Genomic DNA, 13,345 nt, shown 5'->3' on the forward strand with positions numbered 1-13,345 from the left:
ATATTACCCGCTTTGCTGCCCGCGTAAATTGCGTGATTCCAAATGAAGAAGGGCGACGACTTTCGTCGCCGCCCTGTTTCATTTGTCGCCGCTTACTGGTTGTCGACGGCGATCGCGACGAACGCGGGGGGCACCGACCCGCCCGGGCCGATCGGCTGGACCTGCAACAACAGCTTGCGCTTGGCGGCGCGCGCGGCGGCGACCGCACGGGCCAGTTCGGCCGACGACGTGACCGGCTGGCGATCCGCCGACAGGATGACGAAACCGCGCCGCAACTGCTTGGCCGCCGCATCGCTGTCCGGATCGACCGCGAGGATCACGACGCCGCGCGTCGTCCCTTCGAGGCCCAACTGTCGCGCGATCGACGGGTTGAGCGGCTGCACCGCGATGCCGGCGGTTGCCGACAGGCTGTCATTCGCCGGCGGGGTCTTCGGCGCCTCGTTTGGATCGAAGCGCTCGTCCTGCGCCAGCAACTGCTCCTCCGACGGACGCGTGCCCAGCGTGACCGGGATCTGCTGGCGACGGCCGTCGCGCAGCACGTCGAGCATGACGCGGCTGCCCGGCGACTCCAGCCCGACCAGATAGGTAAGCGACTGTTGCGGCGTGATCTCCTTGCCGTTGATGGCGAGGATCACGTCACCGACGCGGATGCCGGCCCGTGCCGCCGGTTCGCCCGGCGAAACGCTGCGGACCAGCGCACCGCGATCCTTGCGGATGCCCAGTGCGTTGGCGATGTCCTCGCTCACGTCCTGCGGGCCGAGGCCCAGATAGCCGCGCGCGACCGACTGTCCCTTCATCAGCTTGTCGACGATCGGCTTGGCCTGTTCGGCAGGAATCGCAAAGCCGATGCCGATATTGCCGCCGGTTGGCGACAGGATCTGCGAATTGATGCCGATGACATTGCCCTGCATGTCGAACATCGGCCCGCCCGAATTGCCGCGGTTGATCGCGGCGTCGGTCTGGATGAAGCGGTCATACGGCCCCTGGCCCACCCGGTTCAGCGCGGAGATGATGCCGGCGGTCACCGTGCCCGACTGGCCGAGCGGGTTGCCGATCGTCACCACCCAGTCACCAACCCGTGCCTGCCGCGAATCACCGAAGCGGACGAACGGGAAGTTCGGACCGTCGATCTTGAGCACCGCGAGGTCGGACAGCGCGTCTCGCCCGATCAGCTTCGCCTTATATTCCTTCTGGTCGGCCAGCGTCACGGTGATCGATTCGACCGTGGCGCCCTCGGCACCGGCCGAGACGACATGGTTGTTGGTGACGATGTACCCGTCGTTGGAGATCAGGAAGCCCGATCCCAGCGACTGCGCCTCCTGCGTCCGGCCCCCGCCGCCGCCACCGCCGCGCCCGCCGAAGAACTGCTCGAGCGGCGTGCCCTGGAACGGATTCGCCTGCTGCTGAACGGTGATGCGCTGCGTGGTCGAGATGTTGACGACCGCCGGCGACAGCCGCGCGACCATGTCGGCAAAGCTCATCGGCGCGCCCGCGCGCGGGGCGGAAATGGCGTTGATCGCGCCGGGTTCGTTCTGCGCGGTCTGCGCCCCCGACGGATTGAGCGTCAGGGTCGCGGCAGCGCCGCCCAGCAACAGAGCGGAAGTAATGGCGTAGGCGTAACGCACAGTCGGATGGTCCTCTTCGAAATTGGCTCACAACCCCTTCGGGCGCGAACCTGCCATTGCCTTGCTGAACGCGGTTTGAATGTTCGGCGGACGTCTAGCGTTCCCGCCCGCCGAATTCGCGAAGATAGCCGTTTTCGGGCGACATGATGATCGATGTCGATCCGCTCTGGTTCGGCGCCCCGGCAAAGGTCGTGCGATACGACTGCATCGCCCGCCAGAACGCATAGAAATCGGCGTCCTTACCAAAGCTCGCGGCATAGATGCGCGCCGCTTCCGCCTCGGCATTGGCGCGCACCACCTGCGCGTCGCGCTGGCCCTGTGCCGCGATCGTCGCCGCTTCCTGTTCGCGGGCCGACCGCATCCGGGTCAGCGCCGATTCGAGCGGGCTGCCGTCGGGCAGGTCGGCATGCTTGATCCGCACGTCGACGATCTCGGCACCATATTGGCGCGCGGTCCGCTGCAACGCGTTCTGGATATTGTCCATCACCGCGCCGCGTTCGGGGCTGAGCAGCGTAGCGAACGGCCGCCGGCCGAGCTCGGCGCGCAGGGCCGACGACAGCAGCGGTTCGAGCTGCGCCGCGACCCGCTCTTCGGTGTTCGACGCCGACCCGGTCGAGATCACCGCCTGCAACGGATCGACGATGCGGAACCGGGCAAAGGCATCGACTTCCAGCCGCAGCTGATCGGTCGACAGCACCGGCTGGTTGTTCAGCTCGATATCGAGCACGCGCTTGTCAATCCACACCACCCGGTCGAGGAACGGGATCTTGGCGACCAGCCCCGCGCCCGTCCGGCCGAACGGCTGGTCAGCGCGATAGGGGTTGAGGGTGCCGACCGGCTGCTGGAAGCGCAGGATCACCGCCTGTCGCGTCTCCGGCACGATCACGATTGTGCTGAAGAACAGGATGACCAGCACCAGCAGCGCGATACCCGCCGCCATCGGATTGCGCAGCCACCGGGTCATCGTGCAGCTCCCGTCGGTTGCGCCTGCGGCGTCGCGGGCGCCTCTGGCTCGGGGGTCGCCTGCTGGCGGCGACGCGCCTCGGGCAGCGGCAGATAGGCCTGCACACCCGGCTGCACGATCGTCTTGTCGGCGCGGTTCAACACCTGCTCCATGGTCTCGTAATAAAGCCGCCGGCGGGTCACGTCGGGGGCCATGCGATATTGTTCGTAGATCTTGTCGAACTCGGTCGCGTCGCCCTGGGCACGCGCGATCACCTGCTGGGCATAGGCACGCGAGCGGTTCAGGTTCGACTGCGCCTCTTGCTGCGCGGCGGTCACCGCCTTGAACGCGTCGTCGACCTCGGCCGGCGCCGCCGCCTTCTGGATGCTGATGCCCAGCACGCGCACGCCCGACTGATATTCGTCGAGCAGCGCCTGCATCCGCGTCTGCACTTCGGCCTCGATCTCGCCGCGGCCCGAACCGATCGCCTGGGTCAGGTTCTTGCCCGCCACCGCTGCGCGCATCGCGCTTTCGGCGACGGCACGCACCGTTTCCTTCGGATTCTTGATCTCGAAGACATAGTCTTCGGGCGACTTGATGTTCCAACGGACCGAATAGGCCAGATCGACGATATTCTGGTCGCCGGTCAGCATCAGATTGGGCTGGCTGCCCTCCGGGAACGATTCGGTGCGGGTGTTCTGCACGTCCTCGACCTGCACGCGCATGATCGGCGCGGGCAGGGTGAACTGGATGCCGGGGTTCAACGTGCCGGTATAGCGGCCGAACATCGTCACCACGCCGCGCTGCTGCGGCCCGATCGAATGGAAGCTGGTAAAGGCGATCCACACCAGCACCAGCGCTGCGACCGCTGCCAGCCAAAGCTTGCCGGCATTGGCCGGGAAGGACGGCCCGCCGCCCGGACCGCCGCTGCGTGCACGTTTCAGGAATTCGTCGAGCGAGGTCGATCCGCCGACCCGGCCGCGCTTGCCGGCGGGCGGCAGCGACCATGGATTGCGTGGGCCGTCATCGCCGCCGCCGCCCGATCCGTTGCCCGAATCGCCGCCGCCACCCCATGGGCCCTTGTCGCTCATCCCCACCACTTGCGCGCGTCCGCGCCGCCCCATGATCCATCGCATCCATCCTTTATAGGGGGCCGCCTTGCGTTTTACAGTGGTAACGCGCCTTGGCGACGCTACATCGCGGCCATGACCGCACCTTCGCCCGCCGCCGCCGCGCTCGACGCACTGCTCGCCCCCGTCGCCGCCGGACGCGCCACGGTCCGCGTCGCCGGCGATCAGGCGAGCATCATTCTCGACGTGACCGGCCTGCCCCCCGCCGCGCGGGACGCGCTGGAGACCGATGTCCGCGCCGCAGCCCTCGCCGCGCCCGGCATCGCCGCCGTCCGCGTGGCGCAGACCAGCGAACGTGTGGCCCAGCGCATCGTCGCGGTCGCCAGCGGCAAGGGCGGGGTCGGCAAATCGACCCTCGCCGCCAATCTCGCCATCGCGCTGGCCCGTTCGGGCCGCCGGGTCGGCATGGTCGACGCCGACATCTATGGCCCGTCGCAGCCGCGCCTGATGGGCGTCGACGGGATCAAGGCCGAGGCGCACGACAAGAAACTGGTCCCGGTCGCGACGAAGCTCGGCGTGCCGTTGCTGTCGATGGGGCAGCTGGTTCCGGCCGGACAGGCGATCGCGTGGCGCGGGCCGATGGCGGCGGGTGCGCTGACCCAGCTGGTCGATGCGCATTGGGAGATGGCGGACACGCTGGTCGTCGACATGCCGCCGGGCACCGGCGATGTGCAACTGACCATGATCCAGAAGCACAAGCCCGCCGGCGCCGTCATCGTCTCGACGCCGCAGGATCTTGCGCTGATCGACGCGATCCGCGCGATCGACCTGTTTACCAAGGCCGGGGTGCCGATCATCGGTCTCGTCGAAAACATGGCCGGCTATGTCTGCCCGCATTGCGGGGAAATGTCGGACCCGTTCGGCAGCGGCGGCGCGGAGGCACAGGCCAAGGCGCTCGGCATCCCGTTCCTCGGCCGCGTGCCGCTGACCCTCGCCATTCGCAGCGCATCGGACGCCGGCACGCCCCCGGCCGCCGGGAACGGCGCGGAGGCCGATCCGTTCAGGCATATCGCCGCACAGGTCGGCGACTGGCTGGCGAGAAACTGACATGCTCGACGACGACGGCGTCCGCACCCTGCTGACCGAGGCAAGAACGATCGCACTGGTCGGCGCATCGGACCGGCCCGACCGCGCATCCTATGGCGTGATGGCGTATCTCCAGCGGCAGGGATATCGCGTGATCCCGGTCAATCCGCAGATTACCGGCGAGCATCTTCACGGCGAATTCGTGTTCCGCGACCTCGACCAGATCGGGGAGCCGATCGATATCGTCGACATCTTCCGCAACTCGGCGGCCGCCGGTGAAGCGGTCGATGCCGCGATCGCAGCGGGCGCGAAGGCGGTGTGGATGCAGTTGGGCGTCGTGAACGAAGCCGCCGCCGCGCGGGCGGAAGCCGCCGGCTTGCAGGTGGTGATGGACCGTTGTCCGAAGATCGAGATTCCGCGGCTGGGGGTCGCAGCGGTCGGGTAGCTGCGATCGGTACCCCGTGCGGATCAGTCCCAGCCCAAGCACAACCCTGCCCGGCGCCGAACCCCAGTCGTTTGTCCTGAGTAGCCATTAAGCTTGTCGAAATGGCGTATCGAAGGACTGTTAGTGGCCAAGTGCTTCGATACGGGTCTTCGACAGGCTCATCCCTTACTCAGCACGAACGGTTGATGAGTACACCTTACTCCAACCCAACTCCGTTCGGTTCGAGCAGCTTCGAAGCAAACGGATAGAGCGGGTGAGCTATTCGTCAAACCTGCCCGCCAAGCACCCGCGCGAACATTGCCTGCATCCACCCCGTCGCGCTCACGAACAACGCCGGATCGTATCTCGGTCCCTCATCGCGCAGAAACGCATGCTGGGCATTCACCTCATGCCATTCGTATGTCGTCCCCGCCGCCTCCAACGCATCGCGGATCGCCTGCCGTCCGGAATAGGGCACATGCGGGTCCTGCCGCCCCCAGACGAACAGCATCTCGGCACCGATCGCGCCGATCCGCGCCAAACTATCGTCGCACCGCCCCTCACCGAGCGTCCCCGAATGGATATCGGTCGGATAGAAACACGCCGCCGCCAGCACCCGGGCGTCGAGCGCCGCGCGATAGGCGAGATGTCCGCCCAGACAGACCCCCGCCACGCCGATCCGCCCCGAACAGGCCGGATGCGCTTCCAGAAAATCGATCACCAGCGCCGCATCGGCATCGAACCCGGCAACGGGCTTAAGGAACTTCAGGTCGTTGCCGCGGTCGGTACCCGGCTTGTCATAGGCGAGCACCGTGCCGGGCGCTTCATATTCGTGATAGACCTCCGGCACCGCGACGACATAGCCATGGCCGGCAAGGAACGCCGCCAGCCGCCGGATCGGCGCGGTCACCTGATAGATTTCCGAATAGAGCACGACCCCCGGAAACCGCCCCTCGCCCGCCGGGCGAAAGACATGGGTGCGCATCACGCCACCATCGGTGCAGGGCAGGTCGGCAAATTCGTCGCTCAGCAGGATCATGGCCGCGCCGTGCTCCCGCCGGGATCGGCTGGCAAGGGGGGAACGGGATCGGAGGGTGACCCCGTCACCAGTTCGAGCCGCTGCGGCACCGTGCCCATCTCGATTCCCTCGGCACGAAAGCGGGTGAGCAGTTCGAGCAGCACGTTGCTGCGTGCGCCATAGGCGGCACGCGGTGATTCGACATGGGCGAAGCAGTTGAACGCGATCCGGCCGTCGACGATCGCGTCGATGAACGCCGACGGTGCCGGATCGGCCAGCACCGCTTCCTCATTGGCAAAGGCGTCGAGCACCAGCCGCCGCACGCGCGCCGCATCGGTACCGAGCGGCACCGAAAACTGCACCTGGATCCGCCCCAATGGACTGGCCAGCGTCTTGTTGAGCACCGACTTGGTGATGAGTTCGGAATTGGGCACGATCAGCGTCGAATGATCGGCCAGCGTGATCTCGGTCGAGCGCACGCTGATCCGCTTCACATCGCCTTCGTCGGTCCCGACGCGGATCAGGTCGCCGATCTTGATCGGCCGTTCGGCGAGCAGGATCAGACCAGACACGAAATTCTGGGTGATTGCCTGCAGACCGAAGCCGATGCCGACCGACAGCGCCGACAACAGCAGCGCGATCCGTTCGACCCCGATGCCGAGCGAGGCGAGCGCCCAGATCACCGCCAGCGCGATGCCGACATAGCGCGCGACGAGGCTGACCGAATTGCGCCCGCTGCCGTCGAGTTCGGTGGCGGGCAGATACCGCCCCTCCAGCCAGCGCATGAAGCCGCGCACCAGCGTCAGCCCGATCGCCAGCACCGCGACCGATCGCAGGATCGCCCCGGGCGAGATCGTCACCCCGCCGACCTGGATGCCGCGCGCCAGATCGCCCAGCCGGGTGAAGATATCGGCGACGCCGCTGCCCCCGAACGGCAACAGCCACAGCGCCAGCGCCAGCACGGCCAGCAGGACGCGCAGCACGCCCGACAGCAGCACCCCGAACTGATCGACCGTCCCGCCGCGCAGGCCGAGACCGCGGGTCAGGGCTAGGCCGAGCGGGCTCGACCGTTCGAACACCGTCGTCGCGACATCGTCGATCGCGGCCAGCGCCAGATAGACCGCCGCGCCCAGCACCAGCGTCCATGCCGCCATCTGCCCGACCGACAGGCCGAACCCGATATAGCCCGCCGCCAATGCCAGCAGCGCGACGCCGGCAACGCCCCATGCGAACAGCGCGATCGCGGCCGCTCCGGTGCGGGCCGGCGCATCCTCGCCCGTGCTCGCCTCGGCCCGCAACCGGCCGATCGCGAACAGCGCCGCCGCGATCAGCAGGATATGCGCCAGCGCCAGCAGGGCGGCGGTCGCGGTGCGCGCGGCGGCGCTGGTCCCGATCGCGCCATGGGCCGCATCGATCGCGATCGCGAAGCCGGCCAATAGTGCCAGCAGGAACGAATAGGGCCGCAGCCGCGCCGCCAGCGCATCGCCGATCGGCGCGATCCGCCAGCTCGGGCTGCCCCGCATCAGCACCGCGCCCAGCACCGAACTGGTAAAGGCGGTGAACCCGATCGCCACCAGCCACTGGTCGAGCATGGTGCTCCAACTGGGCGCGACAAGCCCCGCCCAGCGCAATCCGGCCAGCACCGCGGCGGCGGCCAGCAGCGGCGCGAGCGTACCGACCAGCACCCGGCCCAGCGCATTGGCCGACCGTCGCACCCGCCGTCCCGGCGCCCCGTCGATCAGCAGCCGCTGCCCGACCCGCCCCGCCGCCAGCCGCGCCGGTCCCAGCAACAGGATCGCGATGGCAAGGCCCAGCAGCGCCGGCCACATCCGTCCTGGCGCGGCCGTGGCGACCGTGCGCGCCTCTGCCGCGACGAAGCGCTCGATCCGGTGCGCATCGCGCGGCACCGCACGCAATATCGCGCTCCAGAATGCCGGCGTCAGCGGCGACGCACCGCGACCGAACCATTTCTGGCTGATCTCGGCCGCCTGCCCCTCTTGAATCTCATCGATAAGCTGCTGGGCCTCCACCGAAAGCAACCGCGCGCGCTTCGTCGCCGAATCGATCGTCGTGCGCTGTCGTGCCAGTGCGGTCCGCTCGCTGCGGATCGAAGCGTCCTCGCCCGAGGCCGCCGGCCCAAGTTGCGCCAGCCGCGCATCGATCTGCGCCAGATCGGCGGTCAATTGCTGCGCGGCATCCAGCGTCGTTGCCCGTACGGTCTGTGCCCGTGCGCGCAGTGCCGCGCGGTCGCTCTGTTCCAGCTTGGTGTCGAGCGCCCCGTCGACCAATCCCAACTCGCTGGCGGCGCCGTCGAGGCGGGTGGCCACATCGCCGCCCCCCTGTGCCAGCGCCGGAATCGCCGTCACCATCAGCAGCAACGACAACAGGGTTCGGAGCAATGCCATCATGCCCCCGGCCTATCGCCATCGCGCTGCGGGGACAATCGCGACGCTTTCCCGCTTCGTCGACAGGCTGTAGATGGCCGGATGCTTCGCATCACCGAACTCAAACTGCCCCTCAACCATCCCGAGGAGGCACTGACCGCCGCGATCCGCGATCGGCTGCGCATCACCCCGCGCGACCTGGTTCGATACACGATCGCGCGCAGGGCGCATGACGCGCGCGACAAGGACGATATCCAGCTCGTCTATTCGGTCGACGTCACCGTCCGCAACGAAGCGCAGGTGCTGGGACGCACGAAGCGCGACCGCAATGTCGGCCCGACGCCCGATACCGGCTATCGCTTCGTCGCCAAGGCACCGGTCGACTATGCCGGCCCGCGGCCGATCGTCGTCGGCGCAGGCCCGTGCGGGCTGTTCGCCGGGCTGATCCTTGCGCAGATGGGCTTCCGCCCGATCATCCTCGAACGCGGCAAGGTCGTGCGGCAGCGGACACAGGACACCTGGGGCCTGTGGCGGCGCAGCGAACTGAACCCCGAATCGAACGTGCAGTTCGGCGAAGGCGGCGCCGGTACCTTTTCCGACGGCAAGCTGTGGAGCCAGATCAAGGATCCGCGCCATCTCGGCCGCAAGGTGCTGACCGAATTCGTGAAGGCCGGCGCGCCCGAGGAAATCCTGACCGAAGCGCATCCGCATATCGGCACCTTCCGCCTCGTTACTATGGTCGAATCGATGCGCGCGACCGTCGAGGAACTGGGCGGCGAATATCGCTTCTCGCACCGCGTCGACGACATCGAACTGGACGAACGCCCCGACGGCACGCGCCGGCTGTCCGCGCTGAAGCTGTCGACCGGCGAGACGCTGGCCGCCGATGGCCCGGTCGTGCTGGCGCTGGGGCACAGCGCGCGCGACACCTTCCACATGCTGCACGATCGCGGCGTGTTCCTCGAACCCAAGCCGTTCTCGATCGGCGTGCGGATCGAACATCCGCAAAGCTGGATCGATCAGGCGCGCTTCGGTGCCTGCGCCGGCCATCCCGATCTGGGGGCTGCGGCCTATACGCTGTCGCATCACTGCACCAATGAACGAACGGTCTACAGCTTCTGCATGTGTCCGGGCGGTACCGTCGTCGCCGCAACCTCCGAACCGGGTCGCGTCGCAACCAACGGCATGAGCCAATATTCGCGCAACGAACGCAACGCCAATTCCGGCATCGTCGTCGGCATCGCTCCGGCGCGCGACTATCCCGGCCATCCGCTGGCCGGCATCGCGCTGCAACGCCATTGGGAAGAACGCGCCTTCGCCGCGGGCGGCGGCGCCTATCGCGCTCCGGCTCAACTGCTCGGCGATTTCCTGGCGGGCCGTCCGTCGACGGCGCTGCGCAGCGTCATACCGTCCTATCGCCCCGGCGTTCACCTGACCGATTTGTCGGAATGCCTGCCCGATTTCGTCGTGGCCGCAATGCGCGAGGCGCTGGTCGCGTTCGGTCGCACCATTCCGGGCTATGACCATCCCGATGCGGTGATGACCGGTGTGGAGACCCGGACATCGTCCCCGGTGCGGATCACCCGAGGCGACGATTTCCAGAGCGTCAACACCGCCAACCTGTTCCCCGCCGGCGAAGGGGCCGGCTATGCCGGTGGCATCCTGTCGGCGGCGGTCGATGGCATCAAGGTCGCGGAGGCGGTCGGCCGCGCCCTTGTCCGATAGTTCAGGCGATCGGTACGACGGGTGCGGCGGCCGACAACAGGACGGCGGAAACGAAGAACGCGGCAAAGGCGGCGGCGAACTGCTGGCGAAGGTCGAGACGGGTCATCGAAGTTACTCCTTGCTTGGCCGTGTGAACCATTTCACCGGCGATGCGGAGCGCTTTGCAGGGGTCATGCCAAATTTGTAAGTGATTGTTTATAAACGACTTAATTCCAGAGAAGCGCCTCCTTCTCGCGATATTGGCGCAATCTCCGCCAGCAGTTAGCGCATTTCACCAACCATTCGGTTCCGCCCGCCGCGTTTCGCCGCATATAGCAGATGATCCGCCCGCGCGACGCCTTCGACGATCGTCTCATCCGAACGCAGCGTCACCAGCCCGGCCGACAGCGTGATCCCGTCGATCACCGTATCGCTTTCCCGCAACCGGTAGCGTCGGGCTCCCACCGCCCGTCGTGCGCGTTCGAGCAGGGCGCCCGCAGCCATCGGATCGATTCCGTCCAGCAGCACGGCGAATTCCTCCCCCCCATAGCGTGCGACCAGTTGCCCGGCGCACTCGCGCGTCAACGTCGCCGCAATCGCCTTGAGCACGCGGTCGCCGACCGGATGGCCATATTGGTCGTTGATCGATTTGAAATGATCGACGTCGCACAAGGCGACGTGGAACGGGCCGCCGGTCTTGCCGGCCAGCGCCGCTTCGAACGCGCGACGATTGGGCAGTTCGGTGAGCGGATCGCGCCGGGCGTCCTCGTGCGCGGCAGCCAGTTCCTCGCGTAACTCGCTCGCCTCACGCTTTGCCTGCGCCAGCCGCGACTCGGCGATCTCGACACGCGCGCGCATCGTCGCGGTGATCTTTGCCAGATCGGCGATCGTGGTCACGATGTCGATGCACGGTACCGCGCGCAACGCATCGGCGCTCGCAGCAAGGTCGCGACCGAAGTCGCGGGTTTCGTCCTGCATCGCGGTGACCGTCGATTCGAACCCGGCGACCAGGCGCTGTGTCTCGGCAACGCGTGGACCCGGTTCATCCGGGACCGTTGCGGCGGCCGGGCACGTCGGTGCCGGGCCGACATGCCCCAGAGCGGCGGCTTCGATGGCGTTGCCCAGTTCCGCGACCTCGCTGCCGCTCAACCGGACGCCGCCATCGGTCCGCCGGGCGACCTCGCGCGCAAGATCGCCCGCCGGATCGCTGAGCACATGATAGGCGAAGGTGTAGTTGACGGGCGTGGGTTCGAGCCGCTGGTTTTCGAGGAAAGCCATGATCGCACGAACCAGGCCGTTTCCGACCGGGGTCCCGCTACCGATTCTTTCCAGATACACCGCGTCTTCCCTCCGCCCCCGCGAAACTCTCGCCAACGGAGTATGCCCCGATTGCTAAGATCGCGTTGCGCCGGGATTTACCCTCTATCCACGATTAACGATGGGCGGCCCCCCCCGTTCAGCGCGGCGCGGCGAGGCCGCGTACCGCCGCCAGCGTGGTACGGACATGGTCGGCGGGGTTCATGTCGGAATGGACGAAGGCGATCCGGCCATCGCGACCAATGACATAGCTGGTGCGCGTGGTCATGGTGCGCGCCTTGCCATCGGCGCCGGCCGGACGATCGAGCGCAACGTCGAACCCCTGAATCACACGCGGGCCGGCACTTGCGACGGCGAAGCGACCGGCGCAATGTTCGTTCGAAAACGCCTGCAACTTGCCGATCGGGTCGGCCGACATGCCGATCACGGTCGCGCCGGCGGCCTTGAACTGGTCGACCGCATCGGCGAACGCCTTCGCCTCGGCGTTGCAGCCCCCGGTAAAGGCCGCGGGGAAGAAGTAGAGAACGACCGGTCCCTTGCGCAACTGCGAGCGCAGGTTGAGCGTGAACGCCTTGCCCGCGATCGCCGCCTGGGTGGTGAAATCGGGAGCCTTCGCCCCGGGCGCGAGTGCCGCCGACAGCGGGGCGGCGAAGGGCAGGGTCAGGGCGGCGGCGAGCAAAGCGATACGCATCGGGCGGTTCCTTGTCGGAAAGAGCTTGGGGTCGGTTATGCTAACGCGTGAAGGCAATGCCAAGCCGCGCGCTCGAACTGCGCAGACGATAATCGTCGATCGCCTCGCCGTAACCGCTATATGCCTGTCCGAAAACGTACAGTCCGGCGCCGCCGCCGATCCGGGTCAGCGGATAGGAGGCGAACAATTCGCCTGCACGCCGGCTGCCCAGCGGATTGCGCAGCGTCGCGGCGATCCGCAATCCATCGACCTGCCCGACAGCGGCGGCCAGCGACCAGTTGCCCCAATAACGGTCGAGATCGCGATAGCCGGTGCCGACATAGGTCCACAGCTTCGGCGTCGCCTCTACCTGCCAGCCATCGCCGATCGGCAGGGCATAGCTGGCGGTGGCGAACAGGCGGTTGACGTCGATCGACCCGGCATCGCGCCCGTTCGAGTCATGGGCATAGCCGACCGCACCGGTCACGTCATCGCCCAGCGTGCGCTGATAATAGATTTCGGGACTGTAATTGGTGCTACGGAACGGGCCGGACGGCGCATCGATCGCCCAGAACATCGTCTGCGTCCACGCGACCCGCACCCCGTCCAACAGCCCGGCACCGTCGAAGGGGCGGACGGCAAGGCTGAACTGCAGTTTCGCCCCGTCCGATCCGAGGCCGAAGACCCCATAGATCGGCGCATGCGGTTCGAACCGGTCGAGAAATCCCGATCTGCTGCCCTCAGCCGTCGCGACGACCGTCTCGTCCGAGGCCGGCGGCGCGACCTCCGCAACCATGGCCGGCGCCAGTCGGTAGCGCAGCGCGCGGAATCCGCCCGGTGCGACGGTCGCCGCCATTGGTTCGACCGGCACGATCCGCAGCCGCGCGCCATCGGCGGCGACGACGGTCATCTCGGTCGGCACCGCCTCGACCGGTTCGCTGCCTTCGTTGAGCGCGAAGACCTGCACCCCGGCCTCCGCGGCACTGGTCGATGCCGGCGGTTCGGCAACGATTCGCAGGCTTTGCGGGGCGGCGAGCAGCAGGGCGAGCGCGATCATGCGCCCCTCTGTGCCAGCCATTTGCGACAACCGCGAGCAGCGTTTGC

General features: G+C 67.5%; 11 protein-coding genes. 3 read left to right on the plus strand and 8 right to left on the minus strand.

Translation table 11 applies throughout. The features are described from left to right. Positions 1-92: 92 nt before the first annotated feature. From AAIO73_RS13390 to hflK, 3 genes are all read right to left on the minus strand, one after another. Entirely contained in the window at positions 93-1,625 is a 1,533-nt protein-coding gene (locus AAIO73_RS13390) for a Do family serine endopeptidase (protein ID WP_345878705.1), read from the minus strand. Between the two features lie 94 nt (positions 1,626-1,719). Then, the gene (gene hflC / locus AAIO73_RS13395; RefSeq protein WP_345878706.1) at positions 1,720-2,589 is read right to left on the minus strand and encodes a protease modulator HflC; all 870 of its coding nucleotides are present in this window, start codon (positions 2,587-2,589) and stop codon (positions 1,720-1,722) included. Further along, the gene (hflK, locus tag AAIO73_RS13400) at positions 2,586-3,704 is read right to left on the minus strand and encodes a protease modulator HflK (protein ID WP_345878707.1); all 1,119 of its coding nucleotides are present in this window, start codon (positions 3,702-3,704) and stop codon (positions 2,586-2,588) included. The genes hflC and hflK overlap by 4 nt, the downstream gene beginning before the upstream one ends. 69 nt (positions 3,705-3,773) lie before the next feature. Between hflK and AAIO73_RS13405 the strand changes: the two genes are divergently transcribed. Further along, positions 3,774-4,745 (plus strand): Mrp/NBP35 family ATP-binding protein, encoded by a 972-nt coding sequence (locus AAIO73_RS13405; RefSeq protein ID WP_345878708.1) that lies wholly within the window; start codon positions 3,774-3,776, stop codon positions 4,743-4,745. A 1-nt stretch (position 4,746) separates the two neighbouring features. Beyond that, positions 4,747-5,169: a CoA-binding protein gene (locus AAIO73_RS13410; RefSeq protein ID WP_345878709.1), complete on the plus strand. Its 423-nt coding sequence runs from the start codon at positions 4,747-4,749 to the stop codon at positions 5,167-5,169. 265 nt (positions 5,170-5,434) lie between these two features. Here the strand turns inward: AAIO73_RS13410 and AAIO73_RS13415 are convergent, their stop codons facing one another. Continuing rightward, the gene (locus AAIO73_RS13415) at positions 5,435-6,187 is read right to left on the minus strand and encodes a dienelactone hydrolase family protein (RefSeq protein WP_345878710.1); all 753 of its coding nucleotides are present in this window, start codon (positions 6,185-6,187) and stop codon (positions 5,435-5,437) included. Next, positions 6,184-8,574 carry a DUF3772 domain-containing protein gene (locus AAIO73_RS13420; protein WP_345878711.1) on the minus strand — a complete coding sequence of 797 codons (2,391 nt, stop codon included), beginning with the start codon at positions 8,572-8,574 and terminating at the stop codon, positions 6,184-6,186. The genes AAIO73_RS13415 and AAIO73_RS13420 overlap by 4 nt, the downstream gene beginning before the upstream one ends. A 78-nt stretch (positions 8,575-8,652) precedes the next feature. Here AAIO73_RS13420 and AAIO73_RS13425 point away from each other — a divergent pair, with 78 nt between their 5' ends. Then, a complete protein-coding gene (locus AAIO73_RS13425; protein ID WP_345878712.1) occupies positions 8,653-10,275 on the plus strand; it encodes an NAD(P)/FAD-dependent oxidoreductase in 1,623 nt (540 codons plus the stop codon). Between the two features lie 261 nt (positions 10,276-10,536). Here AAIO73_RS13425 and AAIO73_RS13430 read toward each other — a convergent pair whose 3' ends face one another. The 3 genes from AAIO73_RS13430 to AAIO73_RS13440 form a co-directional block, all read right to left on the minus strand. After that, entirely contained in the window at positions 10,537-11,532 is a 996-nt protein-coding gene (locus tag AAIO73_RS13430) for a GGDEF domain-containing protein (RefSeq protein WP_242118685.1), read from the minus strand. 178 nt (positions 11,533-11,710) lie between these two features. Beyond that, a complete protein-coding gene (locus tag AAIO73_RS13435; protein ID WP_242118683.1) occupies positions 11,711-12,262 on the minus strand; it encodes a peroxiredoxin in 552 nt (183 codons plus the stop codon). Between the two features lie 40 nt (positions 12,263-12,302). Further along, a complete protein-coding gene (locus AAIO73_RS13440) occupies positions 12,303-13,298 on the minus strand; it encodes a phospholipase A (protein WP_345878713.1) in 996 nt (331 codons plus the stop codon). Positions 13,299-13,345: the final 47 nt, after the last annotated feature.

It is taken from the genome of Sphingomonas epibiotica, from assembly GCF_039615155.1.
Lineage (GTDB): Bacteria > Pseudomonadota > Alphaproteobacteria > Sphingomonadales > Sphingomonadaceae > Sphingomonas.